17 protein-coding genes are annotated in these 21,240 nt (G+C 64.8%); 4 read left to right on the forward strand and 13 right to left on the reverse strand.

Features of this window, described 5'->3' with window-relative positions:
• Positions 1–99: 99 nt before the first annotated feature.
• The 9 genes from RAD16_RS24880 to RAD16_RS24920 all read right to left on the reverse strand — a co-directional run bounded on the left by RAD16_RS24880 (position 100) and on the right by RAD16_RS24920 (position 9,893).
• Positions 100–1,332 (reverse strand): branched-chain amino acid ABC transporter substrate-binding protein, encoded by a 1,233-nt coding sequence (locus RAD16_RS24880; RefSeq protein ID WP_458160485.1) that lies wholly within the window; start codon positions 1,330–1,332, stop codon positions 100–102.
• 235 nt (positions 1,333–1,567) lie between these two features.
• Positions 1,568–2,692: a mandelate racemase/muconate lactonizing enzyme family protein gene (locus tag RAD16_RS24885; RefSeq protein ID WP_458160486.1), complete on the reverse strand. Its 1,125-nt coding sequence runs from the start codon at positions 2,690–2,692 to the stop codon at positions 1,568–1,570.
• A gap of 39 nt (positions 2,693–2,731) precedes the next feature.
• A complete protein-coding gene (locus tag RAD16_RS24890; protein WP_458160487.1) occupies positions 2,732–3,769 on the reverse strand; it encodes a tagatose 1,6-diphosphate aldolase in 1,038 nt (345 codons plus the stop codon).
• Entirely contained in the window at positions 3,766–4,725 is a 960-nt protein-coding gene (locus tag RAD16_RS24895; protein ID WP_458160488.1) for a sugar kinase, read from the reverse strand. The genes RAD16_RS24890 and RAD16_RS24895 overlap by 4 nt, the downstream gene beginning before the upstream one ends.
• On the reverse strand, positions 4,722–5,795 hold the full coding sequence (locus RAD16_RS24900; protein WP_458160489.1) for an ABC transporter ATP-binding protein: 1,074 nt from the start codon (positions 5,793–5,795) through the stop codon (positions 4,722–4,724). Before RAD16_RS24900 ends, RAD16_RS24895 begins: the two co-directional genes overlap by 4 nt.
• Before the next feature lie 6 nt (positions 5,796–5,801).
• Positions 5,802–6,806, reverse strand: a complete 1,005-nt coding sequence (locus RAD16_RS24905; RefSeq protein ID WP_458160490.1) for a zinc-dependent alcohol dehydrogenase family protein — start codon at positions 6,804–6,806, stop codon at positions 5,802–5,804.
• 7 nt (positions 6,807–6,813) lie between these two features.
• Positions 6,814–7,641 carry a carbohydrate ABC transporter permease gene (locus tag RAD16_RS24910; RefSeq protein ID WP_458160491.1) on the reverse strand — a complete coding sequence of 276 codons (828 nt, stop codon included), beginning with the start codon at positions 7,639–7,641 and terminating at the stop codon, positions 6,814–6,816.
• 4 nt (positions 7,642–7,645) lie between these two features.
• Positions 7,646–8,533: a carbohydrate ABC transporter permease gene (locus RAD16_RS24915; RefSeq protein WP_458160492.1), complete on the reverse strand. Its 888-nt coding sequence runs from the start codon at positions 8,531–8,533 to the stop codon at positions 7,646–7,648.
• Between the two features lie 61 nt (positions 8,534–8,594).
• Entirely contained in the window at positions 8,595–9,893 is a 1,299-nt protein-coding gene (locus RAD16_RS24920) for an ABC transporter substrate-binding protein (protein WP_458160493.1), read from the reverse strand.
• Between the two features lie 192 nt (positions 9,894–10,085).
• On the opposite strand from RAD16_RS24920, the gene RAD16_RS24925 reads away from it, so the two are divergent.
• Entirely contained in the window at positions 10,086–11,126 is a 1,041-nt protein-coding gene (locus tag RAD16_RS24925) for a LacI family DNA-binding transcriptional regulator (protein ID WP_458160494.1), read from the forward strand.
• A 10-nt stretch (positions 11,127–11,136) separates the two neighbouring features.
• On the forward strand, positions 11,137–11,871 hold the full coding sequence (locus RAD16_RS24930) for an SDR family NAD(P)-dependent oxidoreductase (protein WP_458160495.1): 735 nt from the start codon (positions 11,137–11,139) through the stop codon (positions 11,869–11,871).
• 7 nt (positions 11,872–11,878) lie between these two features.
• Here the strand turns inward: RAD16_RS24930 and RAD16_RS24935 are convergent, their stop codons facing one another.
• On the reverse strand, positions 11,879–13,315 hold the full coding sequence (locus RAD16_RS24935) for a lipopolysaccharide biosynthesis protein (RefSeq protein ID WP_458160496.1): 1,437 nt from the start codon (positions 13,313–13,315) through the stop codon (positions 11,879–11,881).
• 255 nt (positions 13,316–13,570) lie between these two features.
• On the opposite strand from RAD16_RS24935, the gene RAD16_RS24940 reads away from it, so the two are divergent.
• Together RAD16_RS24940 and RAD16_RS24945 are read left to right on the forward strand one after the other, a co-directional pair.
• Positions 13,571–14,656 (forward strand): glycosyltransferase, encoded by a 1,086-nt coding sequence (locus RAD16_RS24940; RefSeq protein WP_458160497.1) that lies wholly within the window; start codon positions 13,571–13,573, stop codon positions 14,654–14,656.
• A gap of 99 nt (positions 14,657–14,755) precedes the next feature.
• Complete coding sequence (locus RAD16_RS24945; protein ID WP_458160498.1) at positions 14,756–15,826, forward strand: endo-1,4-beta-xylanase; 1,071 nt, start codon at positions 14,756–14,758, stop codon at positions 15,824–15,826.
• Positions 15,827–15,833: 7 nt separating this feature from the next.
• Here RAD16_RS24945 and RAD16_RS24950 read toward each other — a convergent pair whose 3' ends face one another.
• From RAD16_RS24950 to RAD16_RS24960, 3 genes are all read right to left on the reverse strand, one after another.
• Positions 15,834–16,781 (reverse strand): DUF6492 family protein, encoded by a 948-nt coding sequence (locus tag RAD16_RS24950; protein WP_458160499.1) that lies wholly within the window; start codon positions 16,779–16,781, stop codon positions 15,834–15,836.
• Positions 16,782–16,876: 95 nt separating this feature from the next.
• Positions 16,877–17,671, reverse strand: coding sequence for a protein-L-isoaspartate O-methyltransferase family protein (locus tag RAD16_RS24955; RefSeq protein ID WP_458160500.1), 795 nt, complete (start codon positions 17,669–17,671; stop codon positions 16,877–16,879).
• Entirely contained in the window at positions 17,668–21,138 is a 3,471-nt protein-coding gene (locus tag RAD16_RS24960) for an ATP-binding protein (RefSeq protein ID WP_458160501.1), read from the reverse strand. Before RAD16_RS24960 ends, RAD16_RS24955 begins: the two co-directional genes overlap by 4 nt.
• Positions 21,139–21,240 lie beyond the last annotated feature (102 nt).

Below are 21,240 nucleotides of genomic sequence, written 5' to 3' on the forward strand. Positions count from 1 at the left end.
CGGGGCCTGATGGTCCCGGTGAACATCGCCCAATCAAGGATCGTCCGGCTGCCGTCACCCCGCAACCCAATGGCCAGGGGGCAACGACAGACGTCGTGATTACGGCCGCGCCATCTTGCAGGTCGTGGAGACCATAGCCTGCGGCGTGTCGATCTTGGAGACCAGATGCCAGCCCCAACCAGTGCTCTCCTCGTCGAACGGCTCGCTCTCGGTCAACTTGCCGAAGGAGGAGATGTAGATCGGCTGCAAGAACTGATGATCGTCCTTGCGCATGATGCCCTGGCCACCATCGAGAACCTCGAACTTCAGGTCCTCGAGCGCCGCCGCCACCTTCACGGGGTCGATCGAATTGGCCTTCTCGGCCGCGGCCTTGAACATGCGCATCTCGTTGACCGCGCGCGGATACCACAGCGACAGATTGACCTTGGCGCGGAACGCCTTCTCGTAGTCCATCGCAGCCTTGTTGCCGGAATTCGCAAAGCCCTCGGTGATCTGGAAGACCTGATGATCCAGACCCGTCTGCTTGACGGCCGTGGGACCACCGGCGCCGCCGGCATAATAGGTGTACCAGTTGACCTTCAGACCGGCATCGGCCGCGGCCTTGAGCAGCAGCGCGAAATCCTGGCCCCAATTGCCGGTGACGACGCTGTCGGCGCCGGACGCCTTGATCTTGGCGATGTAGGGCGAGAAATCGGTGACCTTCAGCAGCGGATGCAGCTCGTCGCCGACGATCTGGATGTCAGGCCGCTTGGCCCCGAGCATCTTGCGCGCATCTGATCGCACCGACTGGCCGAACGAATAGTCCTGGTTGATCAGGTACACCTTCTTGATGGAGGCGGTGTCCTTCATGTAGTTCGTCAGCGCTTCCATCTTGATGTCGGAACTCGCATCCCAGCGGAAATGCCAATAGCTGCACTTCTCGTTGGTCAGGCTCGGATCGACGGCCGCATAGTTGAAGTAGAGGACTTCCTTGCCGGGATTGCGCGAATTGTTCTTGGTGACGAAGTCGGAAAGAGCCGCGCCGACGGACGAACCGTTACCCTGCGTGATGTAGTGGACCCCGGCGTCGATCGCCTTCTGGGCCTGCACCAGGCTCTCCTGCGGATTGGTCTTGTTGTCGAGCGGGATGATCTCGATCTTGTGGCCAAGGATGCCGCCCTTGGCGTTGAGCTCGTCGGCCAGATACTGGAAGGTCTTCAAGCCCCCCTCGCCGACGCTGGCGCCGCCGCCGGAGAGCGGATCGATGTAGCCGATCTTGATGGTGTCCTCGGCCGACGCGGCATGACCGAGCATCGGGGCAATCACGGCAATGGCCAAAGTGAGCTTGCGCATAATGTGTTTCCTCGCTGGCTATCGACTTTAGTCGATGGGCTTTTTTTTGCGCATGTTGCAGCGCAATTTCAGTCCTCTAACAAGCAGAACGAACTACGCTTTTCAAGCGCAACAGGACATGGCTCCAGCGCGCGCCATGAAATGTGATGCGGCTGTCCATCTCTTCCTGAGCATTCCGCGACAAGGAATAGAACGCAAGCGGAAACTCGCACGACGCGCGTCGTCTCAGTGCCTTCTACAAGCTCCGATAGCCCGCGATCCCCGACAGATCGGGCTTGAAACCAAGCCCGGGCTCGTCGCCGAGGACGATCGTACCATCGGTCACATTGGCGACGGCGCCGCAGAACAGATCGCGCAGCGGATTGTCGTTGGCGTCGACCTCGAGCCAGCCGTCACCGCCGATGCCGGCGAGCAGATGCGCCGAAGCAAGCAGCCCGATTCCGCCACCGAGATAATGCGGACAGAATGTCTTGCCCGCCTTTAGAACGTCGCGCGCGATGCCGGCACAGGCGCTGAGCCCGCCCCATTTCGCGATATCGGGCTGGACGACGCCGAGCACGTCTTCGGCCAGCACGTCCTTGAAATCTTCGACGCTGGAGATATTCTCACCTGCGGCGATCGGCATCTTCGCGGCTGCCCGCAGCCTGCGCCATTCCTCGCGCGGCCGGTCAGCGCGGATCGGCTCCTCCAGCCAGCGCAGATCGAACGCGGCAAGCCGCGGCAGCATCTCGAGCGCCTGATGCACCGACCAGCCCTGGTTGGCGTCGGCAGCAAGCATGCCGGCGCCGACGACCGCACGCAGCGCGGAGAGGTTTGCAAGGTCGGTCTCGGCACCGAACCCAACCTTCAGCTTCAACGCGCGATGGCCACGCTCGAGCGCGGCTTCCGCCGTCTGCGCGGCGCCGCCGGGATTGATGCCGCTGGCATAGACCTTGATCTTGCCCGACTGGCCGCCGAGCAACCGCCACAGCGGCAAACGCTGGCGGCGCGCAAAAAGATCCCACAGCGCGAGATCGATACCTGAAATCGCCTGTGCGAACGGGCCGGGCTCGCCGCATTGAAGCGCCAGCACCTCGGTGCCTTTGCTCAGGGTCTCGAAAGCCTGAGCGGGATTGTCGAGCTTGCGTCCGACAAGGCCGGGCGCAAGCACTTCGTTGACAAGCCGGGTGCGATGCTCCGCGCCCGGTGCGGGGAAGTTGGACCAGGCTTCACCCCATCCCTCGACGCCGTCTTCGTCGACTATGCGAACGAAGACGGCGGGACGGTTGAGCATCTTGCCGAACGACGTCACCACCGGCGTTGCCAGCGGATAACGATAGCAGAACGCCTCAATCGAACGGAGGGTGAAGCTGTCAGTCACGTTGCAGATCCTGCGAGATGACGCGGAGCCACCAATATCTCAGTAGGCGCGCGCGAAGTCACCTTCCTGCTTGATGTCAGCGAACACCGGGAAGCGCGCCTTCCAGCGCGTGCCCTTGGCCGTGGTCAGCTTGTTGAGCCGCTCGAGCACGTTGAGGCCATCCTTGCGCAGGCTGGCCGACACCGCGGCGCGGTCCGGGAAATTCTTCAGCACCGCATCGAGCCAGATGGTGCGGCCCGCCAGGAAGCCGCTTGCGCCCGCGGCATAGGAGTAATCGAGCACGCGCTCGAACTTTTCCGGCGCGGCGCCGCCCGACAGCAGCACCCAGGGGATGCTCCGCTCGCGGCAGATATCGCCGATCGCATCGAACTCCTTCTGGGCGGCCTTCGCCTCAGCGCTGCCGTCGCGGGCCGGCAGGCCGTTGGCCGCCAGTGGGCTCTCCAGCTTGAGGAGATCGACGCCGTATTCCGGCTTGGCAAATTCGCGCACGCTGTCGATCACGAGGGCGGGCAGCTTGCCGGGCGATTCCACGTAGTCGGCGGTGTGATTGGCGCTGCCGAGGAACGGATAGACCAGCAGTTCGAGCACGTAAGGAATGTCGTGGCGGGCACAGTCCTCGCCGATCTCGCGCACGAATTTCTTCTGGTGCTCGTTCACAGCGGCATCGGCGTCCGGCCGGTACCAGGCCAGCACCTTGACGGCATCGCCGCCCATGGCGCGGATCTTGTCGACGTTCCAATTGGTGATCGCACGCGACTTCCGGCCGCCCGCGGTTTCCTCGACGCGATGCTCCTCCAGCGTCATGATCAGGCCGCAGCGCGGCGGCAGCAGATCGATCGCGGCGGGCACCGCGAAGTTCGGATCGAACAGCATCGAGCTGCAGTGCGGCGCGAGGTTCTCGACCAGGAGGCGCTTCGCCGCAGTCACATCGGAATATTCGACCTGATCCCGCGTGATGCCCTTTGCTTTCGCGATGGCATCGAACAAAGGCGGCCGCTGATCCAGCGCGACCATGCGAAAGTGGCCATCCGCGTCAGCGAGCCGTGCCAGGCCGCGGTTCTTTCCAATCGTTCTCATGGCTTCGTCCTCATAAATACAAGACACTCGTTGATGGTGGGGATTCCATTGCGGCCGCCGGCATGGCGGCATTTCATGGCGGCCGAGGCCGCCGAAAACGCCATGGCGGCGCGCACATCGAGGCCGGCGCCGATCGCCAGCGCGTAGGCACCGTGGAAGACGTCGCCTGCGCCGGTGGTGTCGACGACGTCGACGGCATAAGCGGCCTGCCGGTGCAGCTCGCCGTTCTCGTACCAGCTGACGCCGCCCTCGCCGCGCGTCACCGCGGTCACGCGGCAGCCGAAGCGCACAAGCGCTGCGAGGGATTCATCCTTGGCCGAGCCGGCAAAGGCGGTGAGCGCGGGCTCGGAAAAGATCGCGTGGTCGGTCAGCGGCAGCAGCCGCTCGAACACCTCGGCGTCGGCCATGTCGCCATCAAGCACCGTCGCAATGCCCTGCGCCCGCGCCTCGCGGAACAGCGTCGCCGCACCCTCGACCCAGCGCGGATCCGCCAGCACGGAGGAGGCGCGCGCAACCGCTTTGAGCGGAAGCCAATCCGCGGCTTCGGGATAGAGGCCGCGGAAATTCACGATCTGGCGTTCGCCTGAACTGTCCACGATGATCCCGGACACGGACGAGCGGCCCTCGGGAAACAGCCGAAAATTCTCGACGTCAACACCTGCGGTGGTGAAGGCGGACTTCATCTCATGGCCGGCGGCGTCGTTCCCAGCCCGCCCCCAGAATGCAACCGACGCGCCAAGCTCGGCTACCGCCACGCTCGCATTGGCGGCCATGCCGCCGCCGAGCGTGCCGTATTCGACGGCCTTGATCTTCTCGCTTCCACCCGCAAACGGGCGATCGACCCGCCAGACCTGGTCGAGCGCGGACAGTCCCAGGCAGATCACGTGCACAGGCTTCGCCCTGGATGCGACATCCGCCAGCGCCGAGAGATCGGCAATGTTGATCGACACGCTCACCGCAAGACCTGTCCGTTAGCGGCATCGAACAGATGCGTCTTGCCTGGCTGCGGACGCAGACTGATGCGATCGCCGACCTTCGGCCGCAGCGACGGGTCGACCCGCGCGATGGCCGAGACGCCAGCAAGATCGAAATGGATCAACGTGTCCGAACCGAGCGGCTCGACCAGCTTGACGTTGATCGCGATGCCATCGGCGGCATCGGTCGCGACGGCAAAATGTTCGGGACGAATGCCCAGCACGGCATTGCCGGCCTTGCTCAGGCGGGCTGCGGGCTCGCCGTCCAGCGGCACCACCGTTCCACCTTGCGAGAGGACGGCACGCTCCTGGCGCCATTCGACCGGAAAGAAGTTCATGGCGGGTGAGCCGATGAACCCGGCGACGAACTGATTGGCCGGTCGCTCATAGACCGTCTCCGGCGTGTCGTATTGCTGGATCGTGCCGTTCTGGAGCACCACGATCCTGTCGGCCATGGTCATGGCCTCGATCTGGTCGTGGGTGACGAAGACCATGGTGGTCTTCAATTCCTGCGACAGCGCCTTGATCTCGGCGCGGACCTGCCCGCGCAGCTTGGCGTCGAGATTGGACAGCGGCTCGTCGAACAGGAACGCCTTGGGATTACGCACGATGGCGCGGCCCATGGCGACGCGCTGGCGTTGACCGCCGGACAGCTCTTTCGGTTTGCGATTGAGATAAGGCTCGATGTGCAACAGGGCCGCGGCGCGCTTCACCCGCCCGTCGATTTCCGCCTTCGGCGTGCCCCGCAGCTCCAGCGCGAACGACATGTTGTCGTAGACGCTCATATGCGGATAGAGCGCGTAATCCTGGAATACCATGGCGATGTCGCGCTGCGCGGCCTGCACGCCGTTGACGCGCTTGTCGCCGATATAGAGGTCGCCCGACGAGATCGGCTCGAGGCCCGCGATGATCCGCAGCAGGGTCGACTTGCCGCAGCCGGACGGGCCAACGAATACGACGAACTCATGGTCCGCGATCTCCAGGTTGAGATCAGGGATCACGGTGAAATTGCCGTAGCGCTTGGTAAGGTTGCGGATGGAGATCGAGGCCATGATCGCTCAGTCCAGCGCCAGCACAGGCTTGATCAGCTCGCCTTTGGCGAAGCGGGCGAAATTGTCCGGGAGAGCGGACAGGCCGAACTCGCCGTCGACGAGGACGCGGTACTCGTCCTTGTACTTGCGCAGCAGCTCGACATTCGGCTCGAAATCCGAGACCGGGAAGTAGAAGGTCCGGATCATGTAGAAGTCCTTGCGGCGGAAGACCTTGCCTTCCTCGATGGTCCAAGGCGCGGCGTTCTCGCCGACCAGCACCAGCGCGCCGCGCGGCAGGACGAGCTCGATGCCGAGGTTACGCGCCGCGTGCGCGCCCGAGCATTCCATGATGAGGGCGAAGCGCTTCGAGGTATCGCCGACGGGGTGCGCCTTCGCGCCGAAGGATTGCGCGATCTTCAGACGCGCCGCATTGGGATCGGCGACGTAGATATCGTCGTAGCCGAGCGCGCGGAGCGCCAGCACGACCCCGAGGCCGACGGGGCCCGCGCCCATCACGAGAACAGGTCCGGCCTCACTCGCCGGCACCACCCGGCTGACGAAGCGCACGGCATGGCCTGACGTACCGATCGTGTCGAGCAGCAGCGGGGCGAGGCTGTCCTCGATGTCATCAGGCACCGGCAGCAGGCAGTTCTCCGGCACCGGCACATATTCGGCATAGCCGCCCGGCCTGTTCCAGCCGATCAGGCTGGAGACTTCGAGGCACATTTGAGTGTCGCCGCGCTTGCAGGCGGCGCAGTGGCCGCAGTGCAGCGGGATATAAACGGCGCAGCGGCGGCCATGCAGGCGGTGGCCCGGCTGCTCGACGACGCCGAAGATCTCGTGGCCGGCGGTGAACTCGGCGCCCTTGTGCCAGAGCTTGAAGTCGGAGCCGCATAACGCCGTGCGCGAGACACGGACCAGTACTTCGCCGGCACCGACATCGGGCATCGCTACGCGCTCAATGGTGATGCGGTCGTTGCCGTGGAAGACCGCGGCCTGCATGATCGAATTCGGACGGGATGATATGTTCATCAGTTACCTAGCCTTTCACCGCGCCGAGCGTCAGTCCCGACACCAGCCAGCGCTGAACCAGGGCGGCCAGCACCAGCGGCGGCAACGCGATCAGCGTCGCCGCAGCCATGAGTGCGCCCCATTGCGTCGAGCCTTCGCCGATGAAGTTGAAAGCCGCCGCGATCAGCGTCTTGGTGTCGCCATTGGAGAGCACCAGCGCAAACAGGAAGTAGTTCCACGAGAATACGAAGGCGAGGATCGCCGAGACCGCGACACCGGAAGCCACCAGCGGCAGCGCGATGCGCCAGAGGATGCGCGTGACGCTGCATCCGTCCACCTGTGCGGCCTCGAACACGCTGCGCGGAATGCCGTCGAAGGACGGCAGCAGAACCCAGATCACAATCGGCAGCGTGATCACGGCATGACTGAGAATCAGCGCGGTGTAGGAGCCGATCATGCCGATCTGCCGGAACATGACGTACCAGGGCAGCAGGAACAGCGTGCCGGGCGCCATGCGCGCCGCAAGTGTCAGGATCGCCGGCCACGAAATCCGCGTCCAGGAGACGGCGAACGCGGCGGGGATTCCAAACAGAAGACCGAGCGCGGTCGAGCCGACGGTGACGATGAGGCTGTTGAGCGCGTAGCTCAGGAACGGCGTGGTCCTGGTCAGCTCGACATAGTTGTCGAGCGTCGGCGAGAAGATCAGCGTGGGCGGATAGGCGGTGACCTCGAAGGACGGCTTGAACGAGGACAGCACCATCCAGACCGTCGGCGCCATGATGAGCACGCCGGCGAGCACGAGTTGCACGGTGTTGAGCCAGCGGATCCAGCGGTCGGTGTTGGCGGCATCGGTCATGACATCACCACGTCACTGCGCCGCGCAGGCGGTTGAAGGCGAGCACGGCCCCGAACACGATCGCCGTCAGCGTCAGCATCAGCGCACTGGCATAGCCGATGTTGAAGAACTCGAAGCCGACCCGGAAGCCGTAGATGTTGAGCGTGTTCGAGGCGTTGCCCGGCCCGCCCTGGGTGGTGATGTAGATGATGTCGAAGAAGCGCAGGAGATCGACGCTGCGCAGGATCGCCGCGGTGACGATGGTCGGCAGCAGCAACGGCAGCGTGATGCGCTGGAAGGTCTTGAACGGGGACGCGCCGTCGATCTGCGCAGCCTCGTAGACGCTCGGCGGCAGGGACTGCAATCCGCCCAGCACGATCAGGGCGACGTAGGGCGTCCACTGCCAGCTGTCGATCAGCGCCACCGTCGGAATCACCCATATCGGCGAGGCCAGCCAGTCCGACGGCGGCAGGCCGAGCGACTGGAGGATGAAATTGGCGGCACCCAGCGAGGGATCGAGGATCACCAGCCACATCATGCCGGCCACGACAGGCGGCATCATGAAGGGCGAGATGAACAGCGAGCGCACAATCCCCGGCAGTCGCTTTGCATGGAACAGCACCAGCGCGAGCCAGATGCCGAAGACGAGCTGGAGCGCCAGCGACAGCACGAACAGCGCGATGGTGACCCACAGCCCGTGCCAGAACTCGACGTCGGAGATCAGCTTCGAATAATTGGCGAGACCCGCAAAGGACTGCTTGCCGGTCGAGGAGAACGTCTGGAAGCTGAGCCAGATCGTGTAGATGACCGGAAACGCGATCATCGCGACCGTGAAGACCACGGCCGGCGCCGAGAGCGCCGCCATCTCCAGCTTCTGCCGGTCCTGCGTGAGTGTCGCAGCCGTGTCCGACATGTGCTCCTGTCCTCGATCGGGTTAGGTGCCGGCAGGCAGCAAGCCGGCCGGCATCGGGCGGTCAGTTCAGCGCGATCAGCGCGTCCAGCGCCTTGTCGGCATCGGCGCAAGCCTGGTCGATCGGCTTCTGCTTCAGGATCAGATCCTGCACCGCCTGCCCGATGAACTCGCGCGATTGCGGATTGGCGACGATGGGATAGCCGACTTCGGACGAGCCCTTGGTGGCGAGCACGTCGAGCGCAGCCTGCCACTCCTTCCGCACCGGCTCCTCATCGATCCACTTGCGATATTCGGGATCGTTGGCAACCGACGGGCGCGGCGGGGCGATACCCTGCAGCGCCATCTTTTTCTGCACCTCCGGGCTGGTCGCCCATTGCACGAAGTACCAGGCCGCATCCGGCTGCTTGCTGTGCGAGGACACCGCCATGCCCCAGCCGATCGTGGTCGGCACCTGGCCGGCATCGCCCGCCGGGAACGGCAGCAGACCGGTGTCCTTGAGCCGCGCGCCGCCTTCCATCACGGTGCGCAGTTCATTCGAGGATTCGAACGCCATCGCGGCGCGACCGCCGCGATACAATGCGGAAATCTGCTGGAAGCTGTAGTTGACGACGCCGGGCGGGCCGAAATCGCGCAGCAGCCGGCTATAGATATCGAGCGCCTCCTTGCCCTTCGCCGAACAGAGGTTCGACTTGCCATTGGCGATGTAACTGCCGCCGATATTATGCAGCATGTTGCTGAAGGTGTAGGCGACCGCGGGCTTGAGGCCGCGCGAGACGAACGGCGTCACCGTGCTGTCGCATGCCTTGATCTTCTCGGCCGCAGTCTCGACATCCTTGATCGTTTTCGGTGCCTCGAGACCGCACTTCTTGAAGATGTCGGTGCGGTAATAGAAGATCGGACCTTCGAGATTCATCGGCATGCTGGTCAGCTTGCCGCCGAAGGTCGCCGCCTTGAGCAGAGCCTGGCTCAGCCCCGCAGGATCGTAGTCCTTCGCGACCTCGTTCTTGGCCATCGCGGTGAGATCGCCGTACCAGCCGGCAGCGGCGAACTGCTCGCCCTCGCGCGAGGGCAGCGTCATGAACACATCGACCTCGTCGCTGTTCGCGTTCATGACCGTGACCAGACGCTGGCGCATCTGCTGTTCCTGATAGCCGTCGACCTTCAGGGTCATGCCGGTCAGCTTCTCGAAATCAGCCTTGTAGGTCAGCAGCGCCTGCGAGACCGGATTGTTGTTGGCGAGAAAGGTGACGGTCTTGCCCTTGAACTTCATCCAGTCGAAATCGGCCGCGCGCGCCTGCGCGCTGACGGCCATCGCGAGAACGGGCAGCGCGACATGGGTCGCGAGCATCCTGGCCTTCATCGAACTCTCCTCCCGGCTGGCCGCCTTAAGCTGGCGGACCATTTTGAACACGTTTGAGCACCATCTGAAAACGGTTACAAAATAGACCGCCCATCCGCCGTGTCAAGCGATGGACAAGCCGCACGATCTGCGGCAGATTTACGACATTCCCGTTAGCACGCCGCTCGCGGCACAGGATGTAACGTTACATTCATGGGACTGACCAACGCCAAGTCTGTGAAACAGGGCATCCGCGCCGTCGCAGCCCGGGCCGGCGTTTCGACCGCATCGGTCTCGCGTGCTCTCAACAATCCCGACGCGGTGAGTCCGTCCCTGCGCGCACGCATCGAGCAGGCCATCGACGCGCTCGGCTACATCCCCCATGCGCCGGCGCGCATCCTGTCGTCACGGCGTTCGCGCACGCTTGGCGCGATCGTGCCGACGATCGACAACACGATGTTCGCGCGCGGCATCGCCTCGCTACAGCAATATCTCTCCTCGGTCGGATACATGCTGTTCCTCACCACCAGCGGATACGATCTCGATATCGAATTGCAGCAGGCGCGCAATCTGATCAGCCGCGGCGTCGACGGCCTCGTGCTGCGCGGCGACTGCCATCACGACGGCCTGCGAAAACTGCTCGCCGACAACGCCGTACCCTTCATCAATGTCGGCATCTACCAGCCTGACAGGCCCTACCCCTGCGTCGGCACCGACAACGAAGCCGCGGCCCATCGCGCGGCCGCGCATGTCATCGAGCTCGGCCATCGCCGTATCGGCATCGTCTCGGCGCTCCAGCGCAACAACGACCGCGCCAGCGCCCGCGTCGCCGGCTTTCGCCGTGCGCTCGCCGAGAACGGCATCGAGCTTCCGCCGCAATGGCATGTCGAGGTGCCCTATACGCTGGACGACGCGCGCGAGGCGGCACGCTATCTCCTGAATCTGAAAGACCGTCCGACGGCCGTGGTGTGCGGCAACGACGTCATCGCCTATGGCGTGCTGCTCGAGGCGGAGCGCGACGGGTTCTCCGTGCCGCGCGACCTGTCCGTCATCGGCTTCGACGACCTCGACTGGAGCAGGCATTTGCGGCCGAGCCTGACCACGATCCATGTTCCGACCGGAGAAACCTGGCAGCGCGCCGGCGAATACCTGGTGCGCAGCCTCGCCGGCGAGCAGACCATCATGCATCGCGAGATCGACTTCTCGCTGGTGGTGCGCGAGTCGACAGCTCCGCCTCCGAAATCCCTGAAGTGAGACCCTGCCCATGAGTTCGAATTTTTCTCTCGCACCCGGCTTTCATGCCGTCGTGATCGGCGGCGCCGGCGACATCGGCGCTGCGATCAGCAACCAGTTTTGTGATCTCGGCGCGACCGTCACGGCAACCGGCGCCAACGACGCCGATCTTGCCCGCACGCTGCTCAAGCCGCGCGCGAGCCTCGCGCTCGCGACGCTCGATGTCACCGACGATGCGGCCGTGACGTCCTTCGCCCGGAAGCAGAAGCGTGTCGACGCCCTGGTCAATTGCGCCGGGATTCTCGCACGCGACAAGGAATTCGAGATCGAGACCTTCATGAAGGTGATCGACGTCAACCTCACCGGCACGTTCCGGACCTGCATGGCGTTCCACCCGCTGCTCGCGGAGACGAGGGGCTCGATCGTCAACATCGCCTCGATGAATGCGACGCTGGCGCTGCCGCGAATCTCGGCCTATTGCGCCAGCAAGGGCGGTGTCGTGATGCTGACCAAGGCGCTCGCCCTGAAATGGGCCGAGGAAGGCATCCGCGTCAACGCGGTTGCGCCCGGCTATATCGAAACCGCAATCAACGCCGCCGGCCGCACTGACCTTGCGCATTATCAGCGCATCGCCGACCGCACAGCGTTCAAGCGCTGGGGAAAGCCGGAAGACATTGCCGGCGCGGTGGCCTTCCTTTGCATGCCGGCGTCGCAATACGCGACCGGCACCGTCGTTGCCGTGGATGGAGGATTCCTGGCGGGGTAGCGCAGGCCTAGACGCCCAGCGCCTTGCGGTTGAAGGTCCGCAGGAAACGGAGCGACAGCGTCCGCACATTCGCGACGTTGAGCAGCCAGGCCGCGGCGACGTAAGCAAGACCGCCGGCGAGGCTGACGACAATCAGCGCCACGAGGCCGGTGCCGTTGACCTGCGACCGCGCGACAAGGGTCGCGCCCGCCATTGCGGCAGCCGACGCCGCAACGCCCGCGAGCCGGTTGAAATCGAACGGCACGGGCTGGGCACGGTGCATCAGGACGACGGCGACGACGAAGCCGATCGCCTCGGTCGCGAACGTTGCCAGCGCAGCGCCGTAGAGGCCGTAGCCTGCCACCAGCGCGAACATCAGGGCGACGCTCACCACCAGCGTGAGGAAGGACTGCGCCGCCAGCATGAAGGGACGCTCGGCGAGCTGAAAGCTGATCTGGACGTAGAACTGGTTGGCGATACCGAAGAAGCGGGCAAGCACCAGGGTCGGCAGCAGCGCCGACACGCCGGCACGGAAATCGACGCCGACGAGCGTGCCCGCAACCTGGTCGGCGGCGAGCGCCAGCCAGATCGCGACCGGCGCGACGACGACGAGAAGCAGCTCGAGGCTCTCGGTCAGCCGCTCGCGCGTGATCTCCTTGTTGTTCTCCGACAGCGACCGGAACACCAGCGGCACGGTCGCAGCGGCAACGCTGGAGGCGATCATCACCATGAACTGGCGCGGCAGATCGGCGGCGACGCCGAAGATGCCGGCGGCGTCCTTGCCGAGGAGATAAGCGACGATGAGACGGTCGCAGGTCGAGTACAGCGCGACCGAGAGGCCGGCCAGCGTCAGCGGCAGGCCATAGCGCGCGAGCTGCATGAACTGGCTGCGCTGGAAGCGCGCGATCCTGGTGCGATCACCGACGAGATTAAGGATGATGCCGGTGAGCGATCCCAGGCCGAAGGCCGCGAGCAGGCCCATGCCGCCCCAGCCGAGCCAGATCCCGAGCAGGCCGAAGCCGACGCTCGATACGCTGCGCACGATCGAGATGGCCGCGAAGCGATAGGGCCGCAGCTTGGCGCGCTCGAACTCCTGGCCGACATCGACCGCGTTGGCCATGATCGCGACGAACATGCTGGCGAGCAGCAGCTCGATGCTGACGTCGCTGCGGAACAGGAAAACCAATGGAGTCGTGGCGCAGAGCACCGCAACCGTGAGACCAAAGGCGACCATCGCCGTGCCGCGAAAGTCCACCTCCGCCGACATCGCCTGATAGCGCGACACCGACAGCTTGATCCAGGCGAAGAAGATCGCGCCGAGAATGCCCGCAAGGCTGATGCCGACGACATAGACGCCGTATTCCGCAGGCGTGAGCAGCCGTGTGTAGGCGGTGACCGCGAAGAAGCCCACCGCCGCAGGCAGGATGTAGGCCACGAGATAGATCGAGAAATGGCGGTTCAGCATGCGAGCACGGGACCGGCAGCGCGATGGAGACGGCCGTTCATTAATTGGACCTTGGTGTGGCGGATCGGACTGCGCCGCAGCATCCCCGAAGAGTGTCACATAAGTCTGGAAATCGGCCCGCGAATGGGGCGTCGAGGCGGATTTCGCGCGTTAGCGTTAAATTTGCCCTTTCCTTGAACCGGCCGCCGCAATCACGGAAAAGAAACCATGATTTCAGGTCGTCACCCGAAATCCTGGCAATGCGTGGACGTGACTATGGAAGTTGTCGAGCGTATCCGGGCAAACCTGGCCGATCTGCCGCATGGCGACCTCGATGCTCCCCTGGTTCCGGCGGCCCCTGCCGGCGGCGAGCGGATGACGCTCAACCTGTTCTTCGAGGAACGGGACGACCGCTGGTTTCCGGGCGACCGCCACATCCGGCCGCTGCTGCGGCGCATGCTGCTCGGCAAGTCGTGGATCAGCGGCCAGCGGCGCGTGTTCCTCAATCTCTGCGCCGGGCTCGACCGTCTCGGTATCCCCTATCGCGTCAACGATTACGGCTACATCCGCAAGCATCCGGACGAGCTCGCCTGCATCATCGGGCGGCCGTTCGTGCTGGACTGGTTCGACTGGAAGAACCCGCTGCTGCTCGGCGTTGCCATGTACAACCACCCGGTGGAAGCGCCCGAGCATCTGCACGATTTGCACACCAGGACCATCCTGGTGCCCTGCGTCTGGTACGCCGACATGTGCCGTCCTTATTGGCCGCATGTCGAGATCTGGCCGGTCGGCATCGAGACCGATGTGTGGATGCCTGCGCCGGCCGAGCAGAAGAGCGTCGACGTGCTGCTCTACGACAAGGTGCGCTGGGAGCATGACCGCTTCGATGCGGAGCTGATCGAGCCGATCCGCCGGCATCTCGCAGCAAGCGGCCGCACGGTCGAATTGATCCGCTACAGCCATTACAAGGAAGACGATTACAAGGCGGCGCTGGCGCGCTGCCGCAGCATGATCTTCCTGTGCGAGCACGAGAGCCAGGGCATCGCCTGCCAGCAGGCGCTGTCGAGCGGCGTTCCCGTGTTCGCCTGGGATCGCGGCGGACCGTGGCAGGACCCGGAGTATTTTCCGCACCGGGTGAGATACGAGGGCGGCGTGTCCTCGGTGCCCTATTTCGACGCGCGCTGCGGCATGACATTCACCGATGCCGGCAGCTTCATCTCGGATTGGAGCGGCTTCTGGTCGCATGTCGGCGCGGGCGACTTCGCGCCTCGCGACTATGCGATGGACAATCTCACGCTCGAGAAGGGCGCGCTTCATTATTACGGGATCGCTGAAGCGGTGATGCAGCGTCGGGCGCGCTGACAAGGCCGTTCGCGAAAGTTAACCCAACAACAGGAAACCGCGGCGTCGCAAGGCGCCGCTTGGTACATTGGCGCGTTGGTTCCGGAAGGACGCGGCCACGTGATCAAGCTCGACAGACGCGAATTTCTCCTCGGCAGCGCCGCCACGCTCGCGGCGGGCGCATCGGCATCCGCGGCGCCGCCGGTGTCGAAATTTGCGCAGCGCCGTCCAGGCTTCGGCGCTGCCGCCACGCTCTGGGACCTGCAGGCCGATCCGCGGCTCGGCGAAGCCATCAGCACCTATTGCACGCAGGTCGTGCCGGTGCTCGAGCTGAAATGGCCGATGCTGCGGCCGGACGCGCACACCTTCGCCTTCGAGCGCGCCGACGCCATCTATGATTTCGCGGAGAAGAACGACCTGACCATGCGCGGCCACGCGCTGGCCTGGTATCACGACATTCCGGACTGGACCAGGCAGATTAAGGATTCGAAAGGCGTCGAGCGCGCCTATGTCGATCACATCAATACCGTCGTGTCCTACTACAAGGGCAAGCTGACCTCGTGGGACGTCGTCAACGAGCCGATCCCGGACAATCCCAAGGGGGTCGGCGACCGGCGCGACACGTTCTGGACCCAGCATCTCGGCAAGAGCTGGATTCCGCTGGCCTTCCGCACGGCGGCCGCGGCGGACCCTTACGTCAAGCTCGCGATCAATGAATACGACATCGAGTCGGCCAAAGACTCGTTCATCGCCAAGCGCGCGGCCTACCGCAACCTGATCATGGAGCTGCTCGATCAGGGCGTCCCGCTGCACGCCGTGGGGCTGCAATCGCATCTGCATGCCGAGCTCGAGATCGACACGCATGGCTTGGCCGAATTCGTCACCGAGCTGCGCTCGTGGGGCCTGGAGGTGTACGTCACCGAGCTCGACGTCGACGACCAGAAGCTGACGGGCAATCCGGCCGAACGCGACGCCATCGTCGCCAAGCGTGTCGACGATCTGCTGACCGCCATTTCAACCAGCGGCCCGGTGCGCTCGATCCTGACCTGGGGTCTCTCAGATCGATACAGCTGGATCAACGGCACCTTCGCCCGCAAGGACAAGCAGCCGAACCGGCCCTTGCCGCTCGACGGCGAGTTCAAGCCAAAGCCGTTCATGGACGTGATCAGCAAGTTCACGAAAGACGTCTGAAGACGCTCTAGCGCGTCTTCACCTCGAACTCGGCCGCGTCGCCCATGTCTTCGGGCGACAGGCTCGGACCGCGACGGTCGCGCGAGCTGAGACGGAATACGTCGCGGATGTCCTCGATCGAGGTCGACGAATAGGACTGGATGCAGAGCGCAACCTGCTCCGGCGACGCCGCGCGCATCATCGCCTCGATGGCCGGACGATCGAGGCGGGTATCGTCCCAATGCGACACCGCGATGCTGTCCTCCGTCACCCGATGCGCCGCCAGGTGCGCAGGCGAATTGGCGACGAAGTTTCCGTAAAGCAGATATTCGGAGAACTTCTTCTTCCGACACAGCGCGAGCGCCCAGCTCTGGCCCGTCGCCGACTTGATGGCGTCGGTCATCGCGCGCGCCGCGTCCTTGTCCCAGACCAGCGCGTTTCCGACATAATCGTCGGCCGGGAACGTGCGCTCCTTGATGCCGAGAAGCTGATCGACGGTGCGGAGCCACAGCACATGCAGCGGATGGTTGGCGTCGATCCCCTTGGGCGTGACGAACAGCGGCGTCTTCTCGGTGCCGGCGTACTGTCCGACGTCGAATTCGCGGAAGAACAGATTGTCCGAATCCAGGATGCAGACCCGCTGCTCGGGCGCGTTGAGGACGCCGGCGATCTTGAGGATCTGCTGGATGTGCCATCCATGCACCGGCGACGACAGCAAGGAGAGCCAGACGCGCCGGCTGCTGATGAACTGCAGCGCCGGCGGCAGCGCGAACAGCCATTTCGGCAAATAGCGCGAGGCCGGAACGATGACGCGCTTGTCGGATGCGAACCGCGCGAACAGCGGCACATCCTCATCGTTAACGAGAACATAATGCCGCGTATAGCCCGTGAGCCAGGTGTCGATGCTCTCGCTGAGCAGCGAGAAGCGCTCGATATCCTTGGCATAGCTGGCGGTCAGCAGGGCAACGGAATGCATGATGCGTGCTCAAATGGCCATCGAGCTGCACTCATACAAGCGGCGCGAGACGTTGGAAACTTCGATTCGCAATCAAGGTAAAATGAAACGAATTGTTAGCCATCCGAGGGCAGCCCCTGCGCGATGCCGCGAAAGCGCAGTGGTGCCAGGGCGGAGGCGCGCTGCCACCAATCGGCGACGCGGTCGTCGAGCGCGGTGACCCCGCGGCCCCGGCCGGGATAGATCCGGATCTGCTGCACCGCCTCGGCTTCGAAGCCCTTGCCCTTGCGGGTGACCTTGAGGGCGGCACCTTCGCGATCCCGCTGGGTCAGCGGCACCAGGAGACGGCCGCGCCGACGGAGCGACTGGAGCCAGAGCGGATGCGGGTGCGAGAAGCCGGCGTGGACGAGGATCACGTCGGCAGCCTCACCGGTGTCCTTGCATCCGTCACCATTGATCACCGCGACATTGCGATAGGGGCGAAGGTAATCCGCAGCGCGCGTCGCAAGCCGCTCGTCGCATTCGATCGCATGCACCCAGCCCTTCGGTCCGACGATCTCCGACAGCACCGCCGAGAAATAGCCGAGCCCGCAGCCGATCTGCACGACGCGGTCCTTTTCCTTGACGTCAAGCACGTCGATGAAATGCGCCCACAGGCTCGGCAGTCCGGTGTCGAGCTTGCGGCGCGCGTCGATCGCGACCAGCACGTTGTCGTAGAGATGAACGGGATCGGCATCGGGCGTCAGCCGGTAGCTGCGCGCCGCCTCGCTCTTGATGCGCCAGGGTCCCCCCGCCAGAAAATCTTCGCGCGGCACGGAGCCGAGGGCTGCGAGCAGGCGTTTCGAGGAAATCCGCTCGCGCTTTGCGATTCTCTCCACATAGCGCGCACGCGCCTCCGCGAGATCGTTCATCTTGCGGCATCAGCCTGTTCGCGGACGGGCGCGTCGCCGCCGAGCTCGTTGACGAGCTGCATCGCCTGTTTGAGGTCCGGCGTATAAAAGCCCTCGCTGAACTTGCTGACGATCGGCACCAGCAGGAGGCTTGCATGCTCGCGCTTGCCGGCCTCGTGCGACAGGCGCGCGAGGCTGACGGCGGTGCGCAGCTCCCAGGACAGCGCGCCCTGCTTGCGTGCGGTCTCCAGCGACAGGCCGAACAGGTCCTCCGCCTCCTGCACCGACGCCGGGTCGCCGGCCGACAGCGTGATCTCGCCCTGCAGGCGATAGACCTCGGCGAGGTAGGAATGGTCGCCGGTCCGCCGCGCGGTCGCGAGCGCGCCGTCCAGCGCGCGCAAGGCGGCATCGCGCATCCCGACCTTGGCATAGGCTTCCGCGAGCAGGCAGCGGAACCAGCAGCCGGCGAGCCACGAATCCATCGCCTCATATTCGTCGAGGCCGAAGCGCATCTGGCTGATGCCCTCGTCGGCCTCGCCGAGCTGCGCCAGCGCCCAGCCGCGCAGGATCGCGGCCTGCTGTTTCCAGTGCAGGAAATTGTGCTCCGTGGCGATGATCATGGCGCGATTGGCGTAGTCGCGCGTGCCCTCGATATCGCGCAGATGCTGGCAGAGATAGGCGCCGAACACGAGCGCGAAGGCGAGCGAGAACGGATGACGGATCTTCTCCGCGTGCAGGATCGCCTGCTCGCTGTGCTGGCGCGCGGCGTCGGGCCGGCCCAGGAACCAAAGGAGATAGCCGAGATAGGACAGCGAGACCACGCCGGGATCGGTACCGTGGCGCTCCATCAGATCGGAGTGCAGATCGGGGCTGTAGAGGTTGATGCAGCGATGCAGATGGTGTTGGGCTGCGGCAAATCGGCCGCGGTAGAGCATGGTCATCGCGATCGAGCGATGCGCCTCGATCAGATAGCCAGTCTGCTGCGCCGGCTGCGTCCGCTCGTTGAGCCGCTCGCGCTTGGCGAACTTCAACAGCTCGACGCTGAGATCGTGCGCGCGGGTGAGGTCGGCGCGGATGAAATGGCAGACCCAGAGGCCGCGGGTGGCGGCGAAGGCCTTCTCGTCGTCGTCGAGCTGCTGGCCGAGCTCGAGCGCGCGGATGTAATTCTCCTCGACCTCCTGCACGGCATAGCCCTTGGCGGCGATCAGCGCATTGCCGAGCGCGATGCGCAGCTCGAGCTCCATCTCGTCGGCACCCTGCATGCGCGCATTGGCCTGCACGACGCTGAGGCCGCGCCTGAGATGCCCGATCGCCTCCAGATTGGCGCCGCTCTTGGCCGCCTGCTTGCCAGCCTTGAGCCAGAAGCTGGCGGCGCCTTCACTCTGGGCCGACTCGGTCAGATGATGGGCCAGCAGCTCCGGCTCGCGGTCGGTCTTCTCCGGATACATCTCGGCCAGGATCTGGGCGATCCGTGCATGCAGCTTGCGCCGCTCGCTGTGCAAAAGGCTCGCATGCGCGGCGTTCTGGATCATCACATGCTTGAAGGTGTAGAGCGCATCGGGCGGATGACCGCGGCGCATGATCAGCCCGGCTTCCTCCAGATGATTGAGCGCAGCCTCGATCTGCTCCGCCGGCGTGTTGGCAACCGCCTGAAGCGTCTCGTAGGAAAACTCGCGGCCGATGGTGGCGCCGATCTGCGCGATCCGCTTGAACGGCCCCATCCGGTCGAGCCGCGCCATCAGCGAGTCCGTCAGCGTCGCCGGGATCGCGAGCTGGCGCCACGCGCCCGACAGCACGTAGCGCCCGTGCCGCTCGGTCAGCAGGTTGGATTCGAGAACGGTCTTGGTGAGCTCTTCCAGGAACAGCGGCACGCCGTCGGTCTTGACGATGATCTCCTCGACGACCTCCTTGGGGAGCTCACGGCCGGCGACGCGCTCGACCAGCGTCGTGCGCAATTGCCGGCTCAGGCGGTTCAGCACCAGCGTGGTGATGTGCGAATGCGCACTCCAGCTCGGCTGGAATTCGGAGCGCGCGGTGATGACGACCAGGATCGGCCGGTTCTGCACCCGGTCGACCAGGAGATCGAGGACCTCGCGGGAGGTCGGATCGATCCAGTGCAAATCCTCGAAAGCGATCACCAGCGGCATCTCGCGCGCGAGGCCGAGGAAGTGGCTGACCAGCGCCGCGACGGTGGCATCCTTCTGCTGTTGCGGCGACAGATCGAGCGGCGGATAGCGCTCGCCGGTCGGGATCGACAACAGCGCGGCGAACAGCGGCACGACCTGCTCGATGTCGCCATGCGCGGCGGCGATCGCGGTCTCCAGGCTCGCCAGCGACAGCGCAGACGAATCCTCGCGGTCGAGACCGAGGGAGAATTTGAGCTGTTCGGAGAACGGATAGAACGCGGTGGACGTGTAATAGGGCGAGCACTGGAACGAGACCTGCCCGTGGCGGTCGCCCGAGATCCGCTCGAAGATTTCCTGGATGATGCGCGACTTGCCGATGCCGGGCTCGCCGAACTTGACCACGACCTGGCCGTCACCGTCCTTGGCCTGCTGCCAGCGCCCCATCAGCAGCGCGATCTCTTCCTCGCGGTTGACCAGCGGCGTCAATCGACCGCCCATCGCGGCAGCGAAGCGCGTTTCGACGCGCGTGGCGCGCACCACGTGCCAGGCCTGCGCCTTCTCCGAGATGCCTTTCAGCGCGTGGACGCCGAGATTGCGATAGTCGAACTTGCCCTTGATCAGCGACTGCGTCGATGCCGAGATGACCACGCCGTTGGGCGGCGCCAGAGCCTGCAGGCGCGCGGCGAGATTAACGGTTTCGCCGACCGCCGAGTCGCGCTCCTCGGTGCCCTGCCCCACGAGATCGCCGACCACGACGAGACCGGTCGCGATGCCGATACGGACGGCGGGCGAGTGGCTGAGTGCGCCGCGCTGCTCGATCGCGCGCGCGGTGGAGAGCACTCGCACGATCTCCAGCCCCGCGCGCACCGCGCGCTCGGCGTCGTCCTCATGGGCGGTCGGATAGCCGAAATAGACCAAAATACCGTCGCCGACGAAACGGGCGGCAAAGCCTTCGTAGTGCTTCACCACACGTACGCAGGTCTCGCGAAAACTCGCGATCATGTCGCGCACGTCTTCCGGATCGAACTGCGCCGAGAGCGCGGTGGAATCGACCATGTCACAGAACATGGTGGTGAGCTGGCGCCGTTCGGCGCCGGCCTCTGTCCGGCTCTGCGGACGCGCCGTCGTCGCCGGCGGCTCCGCGGTTTCCGCCTGGAACAGCGCCGCCATCGCCCGCCGCAGCCGCTTGCGGTCGCCGAGCGGCAAGCCGAGCTCGACCAGGTCAGCTTCGGTCAAGTCCGCCATGACATCGAGATCGAGGCGGTGCTGCGTGAAGAGATCGGTGTACTGGCCAAGACCGATACCTTCGAGCCAGCTCTTCAGCCCGCCTTCCGTCCCCGTGCCCGGCTCGTTCTCCAGCATGGTGATTCCGCCCGACCATCACTCCGTCGAAGGGCTTTAGAGCCCCTCAACCACAGATTTTGGGGCTCAAACTTCACCTCAGACTGGACGCGTTCCCTAAGT

Source organism: Bradyrhizobium sp. 18BD (assembly GCF_054185225.1).